17 protein-coding genes are annotated in these 20,166 nt (G+C 69.4%); 6 read left to right on the top strand and 11 right to left on the bottom strand.

Annotated features, from left to right (window positions below; all coding sequences use genetic code 11):
- Positions 1–167: 167 nt before the first annotated feature.
- Positions 168–1,406: a cysteine--1-D-myo-inosityl 2-amino-2-deoxy-alpha-D-glucopyranoside ligase gene (gene mshC / locus AB0J78_RS03785; RefSeq protein WP_363786637.1), complete on the bottom strand. Its 1,239-nt coding sequence runs from the start codon at positions 1,404–1,406 to the stop codon at positions 168–170.
- A gap of 517 nt (positions 1,407–1,923) precedes the next feature.
- On the opposite strand from mshC, the gene AB0J78_RS03780 reads away from it, so the two are divergent.
- From AB0J78_RS03780 to AB0J78_RS03770, 3 genes are read left to right on the top strand one after another with little or no spacing between them, the layout of a single operon-like run.
- The gene (locus AB0J78_RS03780; RefSeq protein WP_363786635.1) at positions 1,924–2,946 is read left to right on the top strand and encodes a betaine/proline/choline family ABC transporter ATP-binding protein; all 1,023 of its coding nucleotides are present in this window, start codon (positions 1,924–1,926) and stop codon (positions 2,944–2,946) included.
- A gap of 1 nt (position 2,947) precedes the next feature.
- The gene (locus tag AB0J78_RS03775) at positions 2,948–3,838 is read left to right on the top strand and encodes an ABC transporter permease subunit (RefSeq protein WP_363786633.1); all 891 of its coding nucleotides are present in this window, start codon (positions 2,948–2,950) and stop codon (positions 3,836–3,838) included.
- 56 nt (positions 3,839–3,894) lie between these two features.
- The gene (locus tag AB0J78_RS03770) at positions 3,895–4,758 is read left to right on the top strand and encodes a glycine betaine ABC transporter substrate-binding protein (RefSeq protein ID WP_363786631.1); all 864 of its coding nucleotides are present in this window, start codon (positions 3,895–3,897) and stop codon (positions 4,756–4,758) included.
- A 73-nt stretch (positions 4,759–4,831) separates the two neighbouring features.
- Here the strand turns inward: AB0J78_RS03770 and AB0J78_RS03765 are convergent, their stop codons facing one another.
- Positions 4,832–6,784: a VWA domain-containing protein gene (locus AB0J78_RS03765; RefSeq protein WP_363786629.1), complete on the bottom strand. Its 1,953-nt coding sequence runs from the start codon at positions 6,782–6,784 to the stop codon at positions 4,832–4,834.
- Positions 6,784–8,184 carry an ATP-binding protein gene (locus tag AB0J78_RS03760; RefSeq protein ID WP_363786627.1) on the bottom strand — a complete coding sequence of 467 codons (1,401 nt, stop codon included), beginning with the start codon at positions 8,182–8,184 and terminating at the stop codon, positions 6,784–6,786. Before AB0J78_RS03760 ends, AB0J78_RS03765 begins: the two co-directional genes overlap by 1 nt.
- 120 nt (positions 8,185–8,304) lie before the next feature.
- On the opposite strand from AB0J78_RS03760, the gene AB0J78_RS03755 reads away from it, so the two are divergent.
- Positions 8,305–9,546, top strand: a complete 1,242-nt coding sequence (locus tag AB0J78_RS03755; RefSeq protein ID WP_363787534.1) for a serine hydrolase domain-containing protein — start codon at positions 8,305–8,307, stop codon at positions 9,544–9,546.
- Positions 9,547–9,766: 220 nt separating this feature from the next.
- Here AB0J78_RS03755 and AB0J78_RS03750 read toward each other — a convergent pair whose 3' ends face one another.
- Both AB0J78_RS03750 and AB0J78_RS03745 read right to left on the bottom strand, forming a co-directional pair.
- Positions 9,767–10,567 (bottom strand): SCO1664 family protein, encoded by an 801-nt coding sequence (locus AB0J78_RS03750; protein WP_363786625.1) that lies wholly within the window; start codon positions 10,565–10,567, stop codon positions 9,767–9,769.
- Positions 10,568–10,572: 5 nt separating this feature from the next.
- Positions 10,573–11,139, bottom strand: a complete 567-nt coding sequence (locus AB0J78_RS03745; protein ID WP_363786623.1) for a DUF3090 domain-containing protein — start codon at positions 11,137–11,139, stop codon at positions 10,573–10,575.
- 220 nt (positions 11,140–11,359) lie between these two features.
- Here AB0J78_RS03745 and AB0J78_RS03740 point away from each other — a divergent pair, with 220 nt between their 5' ends.
- Complete coding sequence (locus AB0J78_RS03740) at positions 11,360–12,292, top strand: LD-carboxypeptidase (RefSeq protein ID WP_363786621.1); 933 nt, start codon at positions 11,360–11,362, stop codon at positions 12,290–12,292.
- A 36-nt stretch (positions 12,293–12,328) separates the two neighbouring features.
- Positions 12,329–12,970 carry a uridine kinase gene (locus tag AB0J78_RS03735; RefSeq protein WP_363786619.1) on the top strand — a complete coding sequence of 214 codons (642 nt, stop codon included), beginning with the start codon at positions 12,329–12,331 and terminating at the stop codon, positions 12,968–12,970.
- A 56-nt stretch (positions 12,971–13,026) separates the two neighbouring features.
- Here the strand turns inward: AB0J78_RS03735 and AB0J78_RS03730 are convergent, their stop codons facing one another.
- The 6 genes from AB0J78_RS03730 to AB0J78_RS03705 all read right to left on the bottom strand — a co-directional run bounded on the left by AB0J78_RS03730 (position 13,027) and on the right by AB0J78_RS03705 (position 20,056).
- Positions 13,027–14,607, bottom strand: a complete 1,581-nt coding sequence (locus AB0J78_RS03730) for an ABC transporter ATP-binding protein (RefSeq protein WP_363786617.1) — start codon at positions 14,605–14,607, stop codon at positions 13,027–13,029.
- Positions 14,604–15,503: an ABC transporter permease gene (locus tag AB0J78_RS03725; protein ID WP_363786615.1), complete on the bottom strand. Its 900-nt coding sequence runs from the start codon at positions 15,501–15,503 to the stop codon at positions 14,604–14,606. Before AB0J78_RS03725 ends, AB0J78_RS03730 begins: the two co-directional genes overlap by 4 nt.
- Positions 15,500–16,528 (bottom strand): ABC transporter permease, encoded by a 1,029-nt coding sequence (locus tag AB0J78_RS03720; protein WP_363787533.1) that lies wholly within the window; start codon positions 16,526–16,528, stop codon positions 15,500–15,502. The genes AB0J78_RS03725 and AB0J78_RS03720 overlap by 4 nt, the downstream gene beginning before the upstream one ends.
- A 13-nt stretch (positions 16,529–16,541) precedes the next feature.
- Positions 16,542–18,335 (bottom strand): ABC transporter substrate-binding protein, encoded by a 1,794-nt coding sequence (locus AB0J78_RS03715; protein ID WP_363786613.1) that lies wholly within the window; start codon positions 18,333–18,335, stop codon positions 16,542–16,544.
- Positions 18,336–18,581: 246 nt separating this feature from the next.
- Positions 18,582–19,304, bottom strand: a complete 723-nt coding sequence (locus AB0J78_RS03710) for an Imm1 family immunity protein (RefSeq protein WP_363786611.1) — start codon at positions 19,302–19,304, stop codon at positions 18,582–18,584.
- A 125-nt stretch (positions 19,305–19,429) separates the two neighbouring features.
- The gene (locus AB0J78_RS03705; protein WP_363786609.1) at positions 19,430–20,056 is read right to left on the bottom strand and encodes a TetR/AcrR family transcriptional regulator; all 627 of its coding nucleotides are present in this window, start codon (positions 20,054–20,056) and stop codon (positions 19,430–19,432) included.
- Positions 20,057–20,166 lie beyond the last annotated feature (110 nt).

The raw sequence follows: 20,166 nt of genomic DNA, 5'->3' as shown, positions 1-20,166 counted from the left end.
TCAGACCCTGTCCACGGACGCCGGAACCTCGTGCTGCTCAAGCGCAGATCAGCGCTCCCGCGCTGTTCAATTTCCGTTTTTTGCCAGAGCGGCGCCGGAACGCGAAGAAGGGTGACCGGGAGCCCTCGACGGACTTCCCGATCACCCTTCGCTGATGTCGCAGGAGGTTAGAGCTCAACTCCGAGCAGGGCGTCCACCGCCGTGCGGATCAGGGCCGGTGCGCCCTGATCATCACCGCCGGTCACCAGCGCCGACTCCACCCAGGCGTCGACCGCGCGGAGCGCGCCCGAGGTGTCCAGGTCGTCGGACAGCGCGGCGCGCAACCCCGCGATCGCCTCGGCCGCCGCCGGACCCGAGGTCAGCGCGACAGCGTCCCGCCAGCGGGCCAACCGCGCGGCGCCGGCCGTGAGCGCATCCGCGGTCCAGGAGCGGTCCTGGCGGTAGTGGCCGTCCAGCAGCGCCAGCCGGATCGCCATCGGATCCACCCGGTCCCCGCGCAGCCGCGAGACGAACACCAGGTTCCCGCGCGACTTGGACATCTTCTCGCCGTCCAGCCCGATCATGCCGGAGTGCACGTAGTGTTTGGCGAACGGGAAGTCGCCGGAGAGCGCCTCGGCGTGCGCGGCGCTGAACTCGTGGTGCGGGAAGATCAGGTCCGAGCCACCGCCCTGCACGTCGAACCCGAGCCCGAGGCGGTTCAGCGCGATCACCGAGCACTCCAGGTGCCACCCGGGACGACCCGCGCCCAGCTCGGAGTCCCAGGACGGCTCGCCCGGCCGGGCCATCCGCCACAGCAGCGCGTCCAGCGGGTGTTCCTTGCCCGGCCGGTCCGGGTCTCCGCCGCGCTCGGCGAAGAAGGTGTTCATGGTGGCCTCGTCGTAGTTCGACTCGGAGCCGAACCTGCCGGTGGCCTGGTGCCGGAAGTAGATGTCCGGGTACTCGCCGTCATCGGCCCGGTAGGCGGCACCGGAGGCCAGCAGCTTCCCCACGGCCTCGACGATCTCCGGGATGGACTCCACGGCGCCGATGAAGTCCGCGGGAGGCAGCACCCGCAGTGCCTCCATGTCCTCCCGGAACAGCGCGGTCTCGCGCATCGCCAGGACGACCCAGTCCTCGTTGTCCCGCTCGGCCCGCTCCAGCAGCGGGTCGTCGATGTCGGTGACGTTCTGCACGTAGTGGACCTGGTGACCGTTGTCCAGCCACACCCGGTGGATCAGGTCGAACGCCAGGTAGGTCGCGGCGTGGCCGAGGTGCGTGGCGTCGTACGGGGTGATGCCGCAGACGTACATCCGCGCTTCGGGCCCGGGTTCGGTGGGCCTGACCTCACCGGCGGAGGTGTCGAACAGCTGAAGTGGACGTGGGGTGCCTTCCACCTCGGGGACGGAAACCGATGACCAGGGTTGCATGCATCCGACCTTAAACGTCCCCGTCGACCCGGTGCCGCCATGTGGACCATCGCCCGTATCACATCCTGGGATGGTCAAGACCTTTTCGGGAGTCACCCCGAACTTCCCGCCTTCGGAAATCAAATTCCGATTCACGTCGAATATCCCGATTTCTTGATCAATTTCACCCGGTGGACAAACGGACTTTGGCGGCCTAAAAATCGATACACCAAGTCGGAGGTAAAAGTGGATCAGACTCCTCCGAAAATGGGGTTCTTCCAGGTGAAGGCCAGCCCGGAAGATCAAAAAAGCGCTGCGTCGACCACGTCGAGCCCGTAAATCGCAATCGGATCTTCACCTGAACGGGTGGACACCAGAAAAACGGCTCGTATGATCGATCTTCGTCGAACGGGAGCTGAACGAATTCCCAAAAGAATCGGTGGACCGGAACCCGGCCATTTCGAGCCATTCGTCGAACCCAGTTCGATCCAAGCCGGTTTCGACCCATCCGGATCCGCGCAGCAGGTGGAGGCGATCGGTGACTTCAGTACGCGTGGAACGGCTCTACAAGATCTTCGGTCCGCAGCCGGCCGAGCAGGTCCGCCGACTGGAGGGCGGCGCCGACGCGGCAGACCTCCCCGCCGGGACCACGGCGGCGGTCGTCGACGCCTCCTTCTCCGTTCAGGAGGGTGAGACCTTCGTCGTGATGGGCCTGTCCGGTTCGGGCAAGTCGACCCTGATCCGGATGCTCAACGGGCTGCTCACGCCCACGTCCGGCCAGGTGTTCGTCGACGACACCGGCATCACCGGGATGTCGCCCCGGGACGTGCGAACCATGCGCCAGGAGAAGATGAGCATGGTCTTCCAGCACTTCGCGCTGTTCCCGCACCGCACCGTGCTGGACAACGCCGGCTACGGGCTCAAGATCCGCGGGGCGAGTGCGGACGAGATCTCCAAGCGAGCCCGCGAGGCGCTGGGCATGGTCGGGCTCGACGGCTGGGAGGAGCGCTACCCGGCCCAGCTCTCCGGGGGCATGCGGCAGCGCGTCGGACTGGCACGCGCGCTGGCCGCGCAGACCGACGTGCTGCTGATGGACGAGGCATTTAGCGCGCTGGACCCGCTGATCAAGCGCGAGATGCAGGACCAGCTGCTCGACCTCAACGCCGAGCTCGGCAAGACCATCATCTTCATCACCCACGACCTCAACGAGGCGATGCGCCTCGGCGACCGCATCGCGGTGATGCGGGCGGGCCGGATCGTGCAGATCGGCGATTCGGAGCAGATCCTGCGCGAACCCGCGGATGACTACGTGGCCAAGTTCGTGCAGGACGTCGACCGGAGCCGGGTGCTCACCGCCGCTTCGGTGGCCGATCCCAACGTCAACGCCCCGGACGGCGTCCAACCCGTCGAAGCGAACACCCCGTTGAAGGACCTGTTCGCCAGGATCGGCGAGAGCGGACCGCTGCCCGTGGTGGACGCGAAGCGACAGGTGATCGGGGCGGTGACACCGCAGGCGGTGTTCGCCGCGCTGAGCCACCAGGCCGATCTCGAGGAGGCCTGAGATGACCGCGCTGTTCCCGACCCAGTTCCAGCTGCCGCGGGTGCCCATCGGTGACTGGTTCAGCACCGCCGTCGAGTGGCTCAACGACAACATCGGGCCGTTGTTCGACTTCATCGACCTGCTGGTCAAGTCCGCGGTCGCGGGCCTGAGCTTCGCGCTGACCTGGCTGCCGGACCTGGTGATGGTGCTGGTGTTCACCGCCCTGGCGCTGTGGCTGCGCAGCTGGCGCTTCGCCCTGTTCAGCCTCATCGGGTTCGGGCTGATGGTCAGCATCGAGGAGTTCGAACCGGCGATGGAGACGCTGAGCCTGGTGCTGGTCTCCAGCGTGCTGGCGGTGCTCATCGGCATCCCGGTCGGGATCCTGGCCGCGCGCAACCGGCACGTGAGCAACGTGGTGCGGCCGGTGCTGGACCTGATGCAGACCTTGCCCGCGTTCGTCTACCTGGTCCCGGTGATCGTGTTCTTCAACATCGGCGTGGTGCCCGGCGTGGTCGCCACGGTGATCTTCTCGCTGCCGCCCGGTGTGCGGCTCACCGAGCTGGGCATCCGGCAGGTCGACACCGAGGTGGTCGAGGCCGGTGAGGCCTTCGGCGCACCCACCCGGCAGATCCTCACCGGGATCCAGTTGCCCCTGGCCATGCCGTCGATCATGGCCGGCATCAACCAGGTGATCATGCTGTCGCTGTCGATGGTGGTCATCGCCGGCATGGTCGGCGCTCCTGGACTGGGCACCAACATCTACGAGGCGGTGACCCGCGTCCAGCTCGGCCAGGGCTTCGAGGCCGGGCTGGCGGTGGTGATCCTCGCGGTCTACTTGGACCGGATCACCGCGGTGCTGTCGGACCGCTCGCCGGTCGCGCGAGCGGAACGCAAAGCGGCGAAGACCGGTTGAGCCGGTCGCCGCGGAAAGGCAGGTTGTCAATGTTGCGCACGAGATCGAGACGGCTGGTGGCGATTCTGGCCGCGCTCGCCGCGCTGATGATGGTCGCCGCCGGATGCGGTGGCCGGGAGGCGCAGACCGGTCAGGAAGCCAAGCAGATCAACATCGGCTACATCGCGTGGGACGAGGACATCGCCGTCACCTACCTCTACAAGGAGCTGCTGGAACGGCGCGGCTACAAGGTCAACGCGACCGAGCTGGAGGCGGGGCCGATCTACGCCGGGCTGGCCCAGGGCAACCCGGACCTGTTCCTCGACGCGTGGCTGCCGGCCACCCACGAGGACTACTGGAAGCAGTACGGACCGCAGCTGGAAGACCTGGGCGTCTGGTACAACCAGGCCACGCTCAACATCGCCGTCCCCAACTACATGACCGATGTCAACTCCATCGCCGACCTCAAGGGGAAGGGCGCTGAGCTCAACGGCACGATCACCGGCATCGACCCGGGCGCCGGGCTGAGCCGAACCACCAAGGAAGCGCTGCCCGCCTACGGGCTCCAGGGCGAGTTCAACCTGCAGACCTCCTCGACGACCGCGATGCTCGCCGCGCTGCAGAAGGCGACCGACGAGAAGCAGCCGATCGTCGTGACGCTGTGGCACCCGCACTGGGCCTACGCCCGCTACCCCATCAAGGACCTGCAGGACCCGCAGGGCGCGATGGGCCAGGCCGAGGAGATCCACGCCATCGGGCGCAAGAACTTCAGCCAGGACTTCCCCGAGGTCACCGAGATGGTCAAGAAGTTCAAGCTGACCGACCAGCAGCTGGCCAGCTTGGAGAACGAGATCAACAACGCGGCCAAGGGCCAGGAGCAGCAGGCCGCCAAGAAGTGGGCCGACGCCAACCCGGACGTGATCAAGTCGTTCGCCGGCTGATTGCCTCCGCGCGAAGTGGGACGCCTCAGCGTGGAGGCGTCCCACTTCGCGGATTACTCATCGGACGCGACGCTCAACGACGGCGCTTGGTCCGGAGGTAGTCACCGACGACCGCCGCACCGAGCCCGTCGGAATCCGGGGCGAGGACCCGGCCTCCGCCGCGCTTGGCGACGACGTCGACGAACGCGGCGAGGCTGGGGTCCTCCCCCAGCATGAACACGCTCAGGGTGGTGCCCAACCGCTGCAACGCGTCCACTTCGGACAACGTGACGCTGAGCGTGTGCGCACTGGGCGGGTACTGGAAGACCGCTTCACCATCCGGTTCCAGGTGCGCGGTGGGTTCGCCGTCGGTGATCACCAGCACCACCGGCTGCGCGTCCGAGTTCCTGCGCAGGTGCCGGCCCGCCAGCAGCAGCGCGTGGTGCAGGTTCGTGCCCTGCTCCCACACGCCTTCCAACGCAGCGAGCTCGCCGACGTCCACAGTGGACGCGTAGCGGCCGAAGGTGACCAGCTGCAGGGCGTCCGAGCGGAACCGCGTCGCGACCAGGTGGTGCAGCGCCAGGGCGGTGCGCTTCATCGGCACCCACCGGCCGTCCTGCACCATCGACCACGAGGTGTCCACGCACAGCACCACCGCCGAGCGGGACCGCTGCTCGGTCTCGGAGACCTCCAGGTCGGAGATGTCGAGCATCGGCGAGGTCTCGCGCTCGGCCGCGCGGCGCAGCACCGCGTTGCGGACCGTGCGGACCGCGTCCCAGGGCTCCGCGTCGCCGTAGGTCCACGGCCGAGTCGTGCCGGTCAGCTCACCGGCAGCGCCCGCGCGGTCGGTGTCGCGCTCTCCCCTGCGGGTCCGCAGCTGCGAGACCACCGACCGCAGCGCGTTCTCGCCGAGCCTGCGCATCGCGCGGGGGCTCAGCCGCAGGCTGCCGTCCGGTGCGCGCTGCAGCAGCCCCTGGTCGCGCAGCTGACGCTCGATGTCGGACAGGCGCTGGGCGTCGACCACGGCCTGCGGGCCGAGCTGGCGCTGGAGGGCCTCCAGGTCGATGTCCTCCAGGCTCGCGCCCGGGTAGGACTGACCCAGCTGCTCGGCCAGTCGGTCCATCTCGCCCAGTTCGGCCATCGCCGCGGTGGCCTCGGCCATGCCCATCGGCTGGTCGCCGCGGAAGCGCGCTCGGCCGTTCCAGTCCTCGCCGGGCCGCAGTCCCTGCAGCTGGCGGTCGATCTGCTGCAACGCCTGCGCGACGCGGGGATCGCCGAAAGCCTGCTGGGACAACGCCATCAGCTCGTTGCGCTGCTGCTCGCTCATCGAGTTGAGCATCCGCTGCGCGGCCGCCGACCGCGCTGCCAAAGCGTCGATCAGCTCGTCGACGTTGCGCGGGTTCTCCGGGAAGAACTCGCCGTGCCGGCCCATGAACTCGTCGAACTTCGACTGGATGTCCTCATCACCGCGGGCGTGCGCGGCGAGCAGGTTCGACAGGTCGTCGAGCATCTCGCGCACCCGCTCGACGTCCTCCGGTGAGACCTGCTGCATGGCCTCCTTCATGCCCGCGAAGCGCTGTTCGAGGACTTCGGTGCCCAGCATCTGCCGGATCTCCTCGAACGTCTCGCGGGCTTCGGAGGAACGCCAGTCGTACTCCGACAGCTCGTTGACCTGACCTGCCACGTCGGGCGGCAGGGCGCTCAGCTGCAGTTCGCGGAACCGGGCGTCCTCGCTCGTATCTGCCGCCAGCGCCAATCGCTCCTGTTCCAGGGCGCTCTCCAGCAGCCTGCGAACTTCGGAGATCGTGCCGTCCAGCCGGTGCCTGCGCTGCATCTCGCTGCGGCGCTGCCACAACCGCCGGGTCAGCTCGTCCAGGCCCGCCGAATCCCGGGTGCCGGTGCGCAGCAGCTCCTCCAGCGCCGAGCGCGGAGAGGCCCCCTCCATCACGTCACGGCCGATCTGGTCGAGCGCCTCGCGCAGGTCGACCGGTGGCTGCAGCGGGTCCGGCCCGCCGTGCCACGCCGAGTACCGGTAGCGGGGACTCATCAGCTGTACACCGAGCGGTCGTCGTCGGAGTCCTTGCCCAGCCGCTTGGCCAGGTACAACGACTCCAGGGCCAGCTCCACCGCGCTGGCGATGCGACCCGGCGGATCCTCCGCGCGCACCCCGGCGCGTTCGGCGACCTGGTGCAGCACCGGGAGTTCCGGGAGCGCGGTGAGCACGTCCTTGCCCGCGATCTGCTCGCCGGTGGCGACCGGGTGGCCGTCCACCACGGCATCGGCCAGCGACTGGAGGTCCAGGCCCGCGAACAGGCCCCGCGCGGTGTCGGCGACGGACCGGCGCAGCAGGTAGCCGAGCAGCTCGTCCTCGCGGCCCTCCTCACCGGCCTCGAACTCGATCTTGCCGCGCAGCACGGCGGGCACCGCCGTGAGGTCGACCGGTCGCGCCACCGCCGGTTCCTCCCCGGTCAGCGCCGACCGGTGCAGCGCAGCGGCGGCGACGGTCTCGGCGGCGGCGATGGCGAACCGGGCGGACACGCCCGAGCGCTGGTCCACAGCACTGGATTCGCGCAGGTGGTCCACGAACCGGGCCAGCACCTCCAGCAGGTGGTCACCGACCTCGGCGGGCAAGTCCGCTTCCTGGCGCATCAACGACACCTCGTCGTCGATCTCCATCGGGTAGTGCGTGCGGATCTCGGCACCGAAGCGGTCCTTGAGCGGGGTGATGATGCGCCCGCGGTTGGTGTAGTCCTCGGGGTTCGCCGTGGCGACCAGCAGCACGTCCAGCGGCAGCCGCAGGCTGTACCCGCGGATCTGGATGTCGCGCTCCTCCATCACGTTCAGCAGCGCGACCTGGATCCGCTCCGCCAGGTCAGGGAGCTCGTTGATCGTCACGATGCCGCGGTGCGCGCGCGGAACGAGTCCATAGTGGATGGTCTCGGGGTCGCCCAGCGAACGCCCCTCGGCGACCTTGACCGGATCGACGTCGCCGACCAGGTCACCGACCGAGGTGTCCGGGGTGGCCAGCTTCTCGACGTAGCGATCATCGCGGTGCCGCCAGGTCACCGGCAGATCGTCGCCCAGTTCGGCGGCGCGGCGCAGCGAGGCGGGCGTGATCGGCTGCAGCGGGTGCTCGCCCAGTTCGGAACCCTCGATGACCGGGGTCCATTCGTCCAGCAACGCGTGCAGACCGCGCAGCAGCCGGGTCTTGCCCTGGCCGCGCTCACCGAGCAGCACCACGTCGTGCCCTGCGATCAGGGCGCGTTCCAGCTGCGGCAGCACGGTCCGGTCGAAACCGACGATGCCAGGCCAAAGCGCTTGCCCGGAGCGCAGCGAGGTCAGCAGGTTCGCGCGCATCTCCGCCTTGATGCTGCGAGGTTCGTGGCCGCTGTTCCGCAGCTCCCCCGCCGTGCGGGGAAGCCCTGGAGGTGGGGTCGGATTCGTCACGCCTACGACGCTACTCCGCAGGAAACGTGAACGCCGCCACTGCGGCCAGGATTTCCAATGCTGGACCGGAGGAGTAGAAAACTCCAGGTAACGTCATGTCGCACAACGCGGTAGGAGGCCCTGGTGGCTCTGGAAATCGAGGTGGATCCCGGCGAGGTCGGCTTCGACGCGGCCCGGCTGCAGCGGATCGATCAGCACTTCGAGAACTACGTCACGACGGGCAAGCTGCCCGGCTGGCTGGCGCTCGTCGCGCGCCGGGGCAAGATCGCGCACCTGTCCACGCACGGCATGCGGGACGTCGAAAGCGGCAAACCGGTTGAGACGGACACGCTCTTCCGCATCTACTCGATGACCAAGCCGATCACCTCGGTCGCGGCCATGATGCTCTACGAGGAAGGCGCTTTCGAGCTCACCGACCCGGTCAGCGACTTCATCCCGTCGTACGCCGATCTGAGCGTCTACACCGGAGGTCCGGCGCGCAATCCGCAGACCCGGCCGGCCATCGAGCCGATGCGGATCTGGCACCTGCTCACCCACACCGCAGGGCTCACCTACGCGTTCAACTACCTGCACCCGCTCGACGAGCTGCACCGCCAAGCCGGATTCGAGTTCGGCATGGCACCGGACCTCGACCTGGCGGCGTGCTGCGACGCCTGGGCCGAGATCCCGCTGCTGTTCGACCCGGGCACCCGCTGGAACTACTCGGTGGCCACAGACGTGCTGGGCCGGGTCGTGGAGGTCGCCTCCGGGCAGCCCCTCGACGAGTTCTTCCGCACCCGCATCCTGGACCCGCTGGGCATGACCGACACCGGCTTCCAGGTCGCCGCTTCCGACGCCGACCGGCTCGCCTCGCTGTACGCGGCGGACCCGCAGGGCAAGGCGCGACTGCACCCCAAGCACGAGCAGATGTACGACACCGCGTTCCAGCCGCCCAAGGCCCCTTCCGGCGGCGGCGGGCTGTTCTCCTCGGCCCGCGACTACCACCGCTTCACGCAGATGCTGCTGCGTCGCGGGGAGCTGGACGGCGTGCGACTGCTCGGCGCGCGCACGGTCGACTTCATGACCCGCAATCACCTGCCCGGCGGCGCCGACCTGGAGACCCTGGCCATGGGCGCGTTCTCCGAGGTCGCCAACGCGGGCAAGGGCTTCGGCCTGGGGTTCTCGGTGGTCGACGACCCGCTCGCGGCCAAGGTGCTCAGCTCGAAGGGCGAGTTCGCCTGGGGAGGCCTGGCCAGCACGGCCTTCTGGGTCGACCCCGCCGAAGACCTCACGGTCCTGTTCCTGACCCAGCTGATGCCCTCCAGCACCCACCCGATCAGGCCCTACCTACACCAACTCGTCTACCAGGCATTGGTGGACTGAGGATCATCATCTTCCAGTGGTTGCTTTGCCCGGCGGTGCGGGTAGCGGAACCTGACACGCCTTCTGGACTCCGTGCGCCACTCCTGATGTATGCCAATACACGGCGTCGCGGCGTACTCGCCAGAAGACGTGTCAGAGTCCCCCAGAGGGGAAGGCACAGCGGTGCCGGCTGAGTCCCACACTTGGAACAGCGGCTACCGCCACGCAAGGCCACGGAGCTCTAAAAGGCAGGCCAAGGGATCGCGGGCCAGTCGCCGGAGGGTTCCGGGAAGACTCCGGCGTCGAGCAGGCGGTCGATGCGGGTGCTGACCGCGTGCACTTCCTTGATCGTGAGGTGCTCGGACAGCTGTTCGGCGAGGTCGCCCTCCATGAGGGCCCGGACCTCGCCGAGCCGCTCGAGCTCCGCTTCCGCAACGGCCTCGCCGATCCAGCCCCACAGCACGGTGCGCAGCTTGTCGTCGGTGTTGAGGCTGATGCCGTGGTCGACGCCCAGCACGCGGCCGTCGGGGGCGCGCAGGATGTGCCCGCCCTTGCGGTCGGCGTTGTTGATCACGATGTCGAGCACCGCCAGCCGTCGCAGCTGCTCGTGGTCGGCGTGGGCGAGCACCACCGGATCACCGTCGGGGTCCTGCGCCCGCAGCACCTGCCGCCAGCCATCGCGCACCTCGCTGGGGTGCGTGATGTCGACCAGCTGCGCGTCCTCGTCGGCGACCTCGTCGATCCACAGCTGCACCATGCCCGGCCCGAACGGCCCGTTGCGCAGCAGCGTCGGCGGGATCAGGTTCCAGCCGGTGGCCTCCGACAGCAGGTAGGCCGACACCTCGCGGCCGGCCAGCGTGCCGTCCGGGAAGTCCCACAGCGGGCGCTCGCCGCGAACCGGCTTGTAGACGCACTCACCCGAGACGCCGTCGAGCTCGACCGAGCAGAACAGCGTCGCGTTCGACGCCTCCACGAGGCGGCCCTGGATCTCCAGATGCCCGTGCCGCAGCAGCTCGCAGTTCGCGGGCTCCTCGACGGCCACGTGCCTCAGACCTCTTCCGAGCGGCGGTAGCCGTTCTGGCGGGGGCAGATGTGCCCGGCCGGGTCGAGCGGTTCGCTGCACAGCGGGCAGGGCTTGCGGCCGGCGTTGATGACCCGTTCGGCGCGTTCGGCGAAGGCCCGGGCGTGCACCGGGCTGAGGAACACGCGCAGCGCGTCGGGCCCCTCCTCGGTGTCGTCGAGCACCACGGACTCGTCGATCTCCTCTTCGGTGACCGCGAGCAGCTCGACGACGACGGCCTCGGACTCGGCGTCCCAGCCCAGCCCCATGGTGCCGACGCGGAACTCCTCGTCGACCGGCACCGTGAGCGGTTCGCTGTCGACGAGGTCCTCGGGCGTGTGGCCGGGCAGGTCAGCGTCGAACCGGCGCTGCACCTCGTCCAGGAGCGCGCCGATTCGCTCGGCGAGGACCGAGACCTGTTGCTTTTCCAATTGCACGCTCACCGTGCGGACGTCCTCGGACGCCTGCAGGTAGAAGGTGCGCTCACCGGGTTCCCCGACCGTTCCGGCGACGAATCGGTCGGGTTGGCGGAAGACGTGGATGACACGAGCCATGACCCCTCCGACATTAGGCCACCGAGTGCTCGCCCTGCGCGGCTGGCCCCCGTTTTGTACATCACCTTTCCGCACAACGCGGTGACCTGCGACGAACAGTCCCCTCAGGACGACGCTCCAGCCGTGTTCGCTGTAGGTGAACTGCGGCGCGGTGCGCTGACTGCCGATACCCTCGCGACAAGATCAGGGGTGTTCGAACGGACTCGGATGGAGCACGCCGATGAGCATGCGCGAACTGACCCGGCCGCCGAGGCTGCAGCGAGGCGACACGGTGGCGCTGGTCGCCCCGGCCGGGCCGGTGCCCGAAGAGCTGCTGGAGGCCGGGCTCGCCCAGCTGCGCGCCTGGGAGCTCGACGTCCGCGTCGGCAAGCACGTCCTGGACCGCCATCCCCGCCTGGACTACCTGGCGGGCACCGACGCGGACCGCGCGGCCGACCTGCAGGAGGCGTGGTGCGACCCGCAGGTCTCGGCGGTGTTCTGCGCCCGCGGCGGCTACGGCTGCCTGCGCATGATCGACCACCTGGACTTCGCCGAGCTGGTCGAGGCGGGCCCGAAGATCCTGGTCGGCTCCAGCGACGTCACCGCGCTGCACGAGGTCTTCGCCGCCGAGCTCGGGCTGGCCACGATCTTCGCCCCGATGGTGGCGACCAGGGCGTTCGCCCACGACGAGAAGGCGCGCGGCCACCTGCGACGCACCCTGTTCGAGCCGCAGGGCGTGACCATACTGACCGGTCGCAGCGCGCGGACCATGGTGCCCGGGCGCGCGCTGGGCGTGACCTACGGCGGCAACCTGAGCCTGCTCGCGGGTTCGCTGGGAGCGGGCGTGGCGGCGCGGCCGCCGGATCGCGGCATCGCACTGCTGGAGGACGTCACCGAGGAGCCCTACCGCCTGGACCGCTTCCTGATCCAGCTGATCCGGGCCGGTTTCTTCCAAGGCGCCACCGGGATCGCGCTGGGCTCGTGGACCGACTGCGGCCCGGTGGACGAGGTGTACGCGATGCTGGAGAACCTGCTGGGCGGCCTCGGCGTACCGATCCTCTGGGACCTGGGCTTCGGGCACTGCGAAGCCCAGCGCACGGTTCCCCTCGGCGTCGCGGCGGAGCTCGACGCCGACGCCCAACGCCTCTCCATCCTCCAGCCGGCGCTGCGCTGAGCACGAGTGCGGGACCGCGCTTGATAGCTTCGAGAGGTGCGTGTCCGCCCGATCTCCCCGCAAGCCCTGGTCGACGAGGTGGTGGAGCGCGTTGACGCCATCGCGGGACGGTGGGCCCGGGTGGCCGTCGACGGTGCTCCGGCCGCGGGCACCGGGGATCTCGCCGACCGCCTGGTCTCGCCGCTGAGGGAACGCGGTCGCGAAGCGGTCCGGGTGCGTGCGACGGACTACCTGCGCCCGGCCTCGGTGCGCCTGGAGCACGGGCACCACGACCCGGATGCCTACTACCTGTCCTGGTTCGACACCACGGGGCTGGCCCGCGAGGTCCTCACCCCGCTGGCCGCGAACGGCACCGGGCAGGTGCTGCCGGCGCTGTGGGACCCGGAGGCGGACCGCTCCCCTCGCCTGGACCGCGTGGCGCTGCCGGAACGGGGTGCGGCCATCGTGGACGGACCGCTGCTGCAGGGCGTCGGACTCGACTTCGACCTCGTCGTGCACCTGTGGCTCTCCGACGGCGCGCTCCACCGCAACACACCGGAGGACCAGCGCTGGACGCTGCCCGCGTTCAAGCGCTACGCCGAGGAGGTCGACCCCACCGCGCTGGCCGACCTCGTGGTCCGCGTCGATCACCCCGACCGGCCCGCGATCATCGACAGCTTCGACCAGGAGCGGCGGTAGCTGCTGCATCAAGTGCGGACCGCTTCGGGTTCCGCCACGCAGAGCCCGGGGAGTTCTCAGGCCACGCGCCGGGTCGTGGTCGGCACCGCCGCCAGGAGCGTCTTGGTGTAGTCGTGCTGCGGATCGAGCAGGACCTGCTCGACGGTGCCGAGCTCGACGATCTCGCCCTGGTACATGACCGCGACGCGGTCGGCGATGTTCCAGGCGAGACCGAGGTCGTGGCTGATGACCAGCGTCGACAAGCCCTTGTCCACGCGCAGCCGGAGCAGCAGCGAGAGGATCTCGCCGCGCACCGTGGCGTCGAGCGAGGCGACCGGCTCGTCGGCGATGAGGACCTCCGGCTCCAGCACCAGGGCACCCGCGATGACGACGCGCTGGCGCTGACCGCCCGAGAGCTCCTGCGGGAAGCGGGAGAAGAACTTCTCCGCCGGTCGCAGTTCCGCGGCTTCCAGGGCGGCGGTCACCCGGCCGACCTCGTCGTCGGTGATGCCGTGGATCCGCAAGCCCTCGGCGACCGCCTCGTAGACGGTGTGCCGCGGGTTGAGGGCACCGGTGGGGTCTTGCAGGACCAGCTGGACCTTGCTGCGGTAGTCGCGCAGCGCCGCAGCTCCGGTGGGCAGCGGAACACCGTCGAACCGGACCGCACCGGAGGTGGGGCGTTGCAGGCCGAGCAGCGTGCGCGCCAGCGTGGTCTTGCCGGAGCCGGACTGCCCGACCAGCGCCACGATCTCGTTGGCGCCGACCGCGAGGTCCACCCCGCGCACCGCGCGCACGGCCTGACCGGATCGGCTGCGGAAGGTCACCGCGACGCGGTCGGCGGACAGCAGCGCCTCACCAGCGGACCCGCCCCCGGTGAGGCGGAAGCTCGGATCGCCCACCGTGGGGAAGGCATCGGCCAAGGCCCTGCTGTGCTCGTGCTGCGGCCGACTCATGACCTGCTCGGCCGGCCCGTGCTCGACGATCTCGCCCCGGTACATCACCGCCAGCCGGGAGCAGGTCGCGGACAGCACCGACAGGTCGTGGCTGATCATGACCAGCGCGATGCCGCGTTCGGCGACCAGGCGCTTGAGCAGGTCCAGCACCTGCGCCTGCACCACCACGTCCAGCGCCGTGGTGGGTTCGTCGGCGATGACCAGGCGGGGTTCGCAGGCCAGCGCCATGGCGATCATGACGCGCTGCTTCTGCCCGCCGGAGAGCTCGTGCGGGTAGGCCCCGGCGCGGTCGGCGGGCAGCTCGACCTGGGCCAGCAGCTCGCCGACCCGCTCGCTCAGGTCGCCCTTGCCGCCGTGCAGCCGGATCGGCTCGGCGATCTGATCGCCGATGGTGCGCACCGGGTTCAGCGCGTGCATCGCCCCCTGGAACACCACCGAGGCACCGGCCCAGCGGACCGCGCGCAACCGGCCGAAGCTCATCTCGCGGACGTCCTCGCTGTCGAGCAGCACCTCGCCGTCGACGCGCGTGGTGCGCGGCAGCAGCCGCAGCACCGACATCGCCAGGCTCGTCTTGCCGCAGCCCGACTCCCCGGCCAGGCCGAGGGTTTCGCCCGGTTCCAGGCTCAGGTTCACCCCGGACACGGCGGGCTCGTCGGCGCCGCCGTAGGTGATCGACACGTCGCGCAGTTGCAGAATCGGACTCAACGTCGCCCCCGCAGCCTCGGGTTGAACACCGCTTCCAGCGCCCGGCCGCACAGCGTGAAACCGAGCACCACCAACACGATTCCCAGGCCGGGCGGCAGCAGGTACCACCACGCGCCGCCGGTGACCGCGCCGGTGTCCATCGCCGACTTCAGCATCGTGCCCCACGAGACCCGGCTGGGATCGCCCAGACCGAGGAAGGACAGCGTGGATTCGGAGATGATCGAGCTGGCCACCGACAGGGTGGTGTTCGCGAACACCAGCGGCAGCACGGCGGGCAGCACGTGCTTGAAGATGACGTGCCCGTGCCCGGCTCCGAGCGCGCGGGAGCGTTCGATGTAGGGACGGGCCTCGATGGTCAGCGTCTGGGCGCGCACGACCCGGGCCGTGTGCGGCCACGAGGTGACGCCGATGGCGAGCACGATCGTCCACAGCCCGCGTTCGAGCACCGTGGACAGCGCGATGGCCAGCACCAGCGAGGGCAGCACCAGGAAGAAGTCGGTGATCCGCAGCAGGATTCGCGAGGTCCAGCCACCGAAGTGCGCTGCGGCCACCCCGACCAGCGCACCGATCAGCACCGACAGGATCGCCGCCGACAACCCGACGACCAGCGAGACGCGAGCGCCCCACCAGGTCAGCAGCAGCACGGATCGGCCGGATTCGTCGGTGCCCAAGGGGTATTCGGCGCTGGGTGCCTGCAGCGCGGCGCCGGTCGCGCGGGTGACGTCCAGCCCGGTGGAGTCGGTGAGCAGCGGCGCCAGCAGTGCCAGCAGCACGATCGCTGCCAGCAGCACCAGGCCCACCAGCCCGGCGCGGTCGGCGCGGAAGACCCGCCAGCCCTCGACGAGGCTCGCCTTCCGCCGGGCGCGCACGACCTGGGACGCGGTGGGGGCGGTCATGATTCACGCACCCGCGGATCGATGACTCGGTAGAGCAGGTCTGCCAGCACGTTCATGACCACCACGCTTCCCGCCAGCACGATGAAGATCCCCTGCAGCAGGGGCAGGTCGGGCACCCGCAGGGCTTCGTAGGTCAGCAGCCCCAGGCCGGGCCAGGAGAACACCGTCTCCACCGTGATGGCACCGGCGACCACCAGCCCCAGCCGCAGGAAGATCAGCGTCACCGTGGGCAGCAGCGCGTTGGGCACGGCGTGCCTGCTGCGGACCAGGTCCTCGCGAAGCCCCTTGGCGCGGGCGGTGGTCAGGTAGTCCTCGCCCATCTCCTCCAGCAGCGAGGAGCGCATCACCATCAGGTACTCGGCGTAGATGACCGCGAGCATCGTCAGCACCGGGAGCACCATGTGGTGCGCGACGTCGAGGATCTGCGGCAGGAGTTCCGGGGGCGTGTCGGGGTCGGAGATGCCGCCGACCGGGAACAGTCCGGGGATCGGGCCGACTCCGACGCCGAAGGCCATCAGCACGATCAGGCCCAGCCAGAACGTCGGCACCGACCACAGCGCCAGCGCCACCGAGCTGGTGGCCTTGTCGAAAGCGCCACCGTGCTTCCACGCCGCGCGCGAACCCATCCACAGGCCCAGCACGATGGCCAGCACCGTGGCCGTTCCGACCAGCAGCACGGTCGGCCCGATGCGCTGCAGGATCAGTTCGCCGACCGGTCGGCTGTAGGTGTAGGAGGTGCCGAGTTCACCGCGCAGCAGGTTGCCGAGGAAGTCCAGGAACTGCTTCCACAGCGGCTGATCGAGACCGAGCCGTTCGCGCAGGTCCGCGATCTGCTGCGCCGTCATCGGAGCGCCGCGGGTCATGGTGCGCACCGGGTCTCCGGGCATCACGCGAAACAGGAAGAAGCCGAGGACGGCGACCAGCAGCAGGCTCACCAGCCCACCGCCGATCTTGCCGCCGACGTAGCGCAGGAGCCGGCCACCGTTGCCGGTGGCCGGTTCCTGGTCGTCCACAGTGGTCAGCAGGTCCGACACGCGGTCACTCCCGGTCGTCCGCTGTGGCGCGGCGCCGCACGGCGACCCCCACTCCGACCAGCACGATCACCACGACGAGCCCGCCGAGTCCCCAGGCGACGGCGGTGTAGTCGGTGCCGTCGGAGCCGTTGATCGCCTTGTCGGTGGGCTCGGCGCCGTAGTAGCCCCAGTAGCCCTGCTGGCCGGTGATCACGCCTTCTGCCGCCGGCTGCGTCGTGAAGCCGCTGTACCGGTCGGTGCGGTACGCCTCCAGCGAGTTGGCGTAGTACAGCACCAGCCCTGTCGCCTGGTCGTAGAACCGGGACTGCAGCTGCTTGACCAGGTCGACCCGCTTCGCCGGGTCGAACTCGGCGAGCTGCTTGCCGTACAGGTCGTCGTAGGCCGGGTCGCACTGCAGCGTGTCCGGGGTTCCGTTGCCGTCGGGCGTCGGACGGGCGCCGCAGGTCTGCAGGCGCAGCACGTAGTCCGGGTCGGGGTTGGCCGACCAGCCGCTGATGACCATGTCGAAGTCACCGGCGGTGGTGCGGTCGTTGAGCTGGTTGTCCGACACGGGCTGCAGCTCGACGTTGATGCCCACGTCGGCGAGCCAGCGCTTGACGAACTCGCCGACCTGCGAGTCGGCGGCTTCGTCCCCGTGCAGCACGAAGTCGAAGTTCAGCGGTTCGCCCTGCGGCGTGCGGCGGGTGCCGTCGGGACCGCGGACGTACCCGGCCTCGTCGAGCCTCCGGTTGGCTGCGGCCGGGTCGAATCCGCGCGGCTGCGGCGGTGTCCAGTGGTAGTCGCCGAAGATCGGCGGCAGGTATCCCCCGCCCACCTGCCCGTAACCGCCGAGAACCCGGTCGACGAGGGCCTTGCGGTCGATGGCGAGATCGATGGCCTGCCGGACCCGGACGTCCTTGAGCGCGGGGTGCCCGCTGCCGATCGGCTGGTTCTCGCTGTTGGTGGCGCCGGGGTTGAGGATCATCTCGAAGAACCGGCGGCCTTGGCCCTTGACCTGCTTGATGTCGGCTTCGCCCTCCAGCGCGTCGAACTGCGCGGGGGTGAGCTTCTGGACGACGTCGAGGTCGCCCTTGCGCAGCGCCTGCACGGCGGCGTCGCTGTTCTTGAACTGGGTGAACTGCACCTCGGCGACCTTCGGCGCGCCCCGCCAGAAGTTCGGGTTGGCGGTGAGCGTGACGTCCTGCTCCGGCCGGTAACCGGTGAGCACGTAGGGGCCGCTGCCGACGACCGGCATCTGGTCGTTGGCGAAGTTCTCCACGTCGGCGACCTTGGACCACACGTGTTCGGGCACGATCGGGGCGTCGATGGCCAGCATCGTGGCCTGCGGCGTCTTGGTGCGGATGACCAGCGTGGAGTCGTCCGGGGCGGAGACCTGGTCGAAGTTCTCCACGAAGTTGCCGTTGGCGGTCGCCGCGGCCGGGTCGGTCATCATCCGGTTGTAGGTGTAGGCGGCGTCGCGCGCGGTCACCGGCCGACCGTCGGACCACGTGACCCCGGGCCGGATGTGGAAGGTCCAGGTGAGCTTGTCCGGTGTGGACTCCCACCGCTCCGCGAGCTCCGGTTCCACGCCGAAGTCGTTGGTGCTGTAGGTGGTCAGCGTCGGGTAGATCGCCCGGAAGATGTCCGTGGCGGCCAACGTGTAACCGAGGAACGGGTTGAGCGAGTCGATCTGCTGCTGCAGTCCGACGCGCAGCGTGGCGCCCTGCGGGCGGTCCCCGTTCTCCTGTGCCGACGCCGGTGCGGGCAGCAACGAGCCGACCAGCAACGCGACCCCCAGCGCGACGAGTCGTCTGCGCACGTGTGGCCCCCTTCGTCCTCGCGCGAATGGAAAGAAGGAACCACCTTTTCCTGCTGTTAGTCAATGCTTAACCGCGGGTTGTCGCGAACCCGCGTCACGCTCGAGCACGAATCAGTCACCCGAACGCCGCGGATCGGGCAAGGCGACCGAGCAGGCGAACCCGGCAGGGCGGCACCGCCGCGCGTTCGGACACGTCGCGACGTGCGAGTTCCGCTACGGCGCGCGAAACGACCGCAGGCGCTCGCTTTACAGGTCACCCCAGCGGGCCGGTTGCCACTGCACGCATTCGGGCTTGGCTCCGGTTCGGGTGAATTCGTCCAGGGCAGCGCGAAGTTCGCGGAACGACAGCACGGCGTTGCGCGGGAACTTCAGCGTGCTGCCCGCGTCGAAGGGCAGCGCGGGCGCGTCCCCCGACGGCTGCGGGTTGCAGGTGTGCCACGAGAGCATGTCGCCTTCGACGTCCTCTTCGGTGAAGTTGAGGACCCCGAGCTCGTTCTCGGCATCGGTGACGATCCGGATCTGCTCGTACGGACCGGGCGCTTCGGGATCGGCGTGCGGCCTGTCCCAGACGTAGATGTGCCCGGCGCCCTCACCGGGCGAGCGCAGCAGCTTGTCGACGAGTTCGGCCTTGTCGTCCTCGTTCTGGGCGAAGTGCCGTTCGCCGTCGATGACCGCGGTGGTGACGGTGACGCCGAGTTCGGTGTTGCGGGCACCGACGGCCTCGGCACGCAGACCTTCCAGGCAGGTCTTGGCCTCGGTCAACGCCCTCATCGCCGCCCCCTGGTGGTACACCAGATCACCCCAGTACGGGTGGCCGAGGACCTTGTTGAGGTCGTCGTAGACGGCGCGGGTGTCTTCGATCAGCTTGTCCAGGGCGTCGACCGGTACATCGGTCAGACGCGCGAAAACCACCGCGGGCGGTTCCAGCGGTGCGTGCGGGTCGGGCTCGTCCTGTGCTGGATTCGACATGCCTTCCCTGCATCCACTTCGATCACGGGTACCAGCGGGGGCACCCCAGGCGCAGCTCGTTCACAGTGAGGCTACCGCGAGTCATCTCTCGGTCCCGCAGCGCATCCGGTTGATCTCCGGACGGATCAACCAGCCCAGTCGCGCAGCACTTCCAGCGCCGGTTCGTCGCGGGTGCCACCGAGGGTCAGCAGCGCGCGGGTGAGCCCCTCGGTGTCGTCGAGCCCGAGCTCGCCGACGAGTTCGCCGGGCAGGCTGAGGGTCGACAAGGCCACGCCGAGCATGCCCGCGTCGAGCAAACCCGCACCGCGCCTGCCGATCCGGCGCCCGACCGCGGCGTGCAGCTGGACGGCGGTGTCGACGCTGGCCCGGCTGATCTCGCCGAGCACGGTGCGCACCTCGGGGTTGCGGACGGCTTCCAGGTGCAGCTCGAACAGCGCGAGGAACTGGGAACGCGCGTTGCCCGACATGCGGCTCAGCATCGCCGCGTACAGCGCGGTGATGTCGTCGGGGCAGACGTCCTCGGGGATGTGGGCGCAGAGCGCTTCGAGCGCGGCGACGTGCCGTTCGGCGAGGTAGTGCGCAATGGCCTCGAACAGGGCGTTGCGCGTCGGGTAATAATTCTTGGTGGTGCCCTCCGGGACACGCGCCTCGCGGTCGATCGCGCGATGGGTCAGCCCGCGGCCGCCGTCACGCGCGAGCACCTCGATGGCGGCGTCGGCGAGCAGTTCCCGACGGTTTCCTCGCTGCGTCATGCATCCCCTAGATCTCGCTCGAGTTGACCAAGATCGTATCCCCGACACCACAGCGGTGGTGCGAGGGCACGCGGGGGTGTTGCAGCGCAGAGCGCTATTACGAGCCGATG

It is taken from the genome of Saccharopolyspora sp. NPDC049426 (genome assembly GCF_040676935.1).
Taxonomy (GTDB): domain Bacteria; phylum Actinomycetota; class Actinomycetes; order Mycobacteriales; family Pseudonocardiaceae; genus Saccharopolyspora.
This window is presented reverse-complemented; position numbering and strand designations above follow the sequence as displayed.

Excerpts from the sequence above, each read along its gene's own strand:
- AB0J78_RS03775 (WP_363786633.1), top strand. The coding sequence starts at position 2,948 with ATGACCGCGCTGTTCCCGACCCAGTTCCAGCTGCCGCGGGTGCCCATC.
- AB0J78_RS03765 (WP_363786629.1), bottom strand. The coding sequence starts at position 6,784 with ATGAGTCCCCGCTACCGGTACTCGGCGTGGCACGGCGGGCCGGACCCG.
- AB0J78_RS03710 (WP_363786611.1), bottom strand. The coding sequence starts at position 19,304 with ATGTCGAATCCAGCACAGGACGAGCCCGACCCGCACGCACCGCTGGAA.
- AB0J78_RS03745 (WP_363786623.1), bottom strand. The coding sequence starts at position 11,139 with ATGGCTCGTGTCATCCACGTCTTCCGCCAACCCGACCGATTCGTCGCC.
- mshC (WP_363786637.1), bottom strand. The coding sequence starts at position 1,406 with ATGCAACCCTGGTCATCGGTTTCCGTCCCCGAGGTGGAAGGCACCCCA.
- AB0J78_RS03705 (WP_363786609.1), bottom strand. The coding sequence starts at position 20,056 with ATGACGCAGCGAGGAAACCGTCGGGAACTGCTCGCCGACGCCGCCATC.
- AB0J78_RS03725 (WP_363786615.1), bottom strand. The coding sequence starts at position 15,503 with ATGACCGCCCCCACCGCGTCCCAGGTCGTGCGCGCCCGGCGGAAGGCG.
- AB0J78_RS03740 (WP_363786621.1), top strand. The coding sequence starts at position 11,360 with ATGAGCATGCGCGAACTGACCCGGCCGCCGAGGCTGCAGCGAGGCGAC.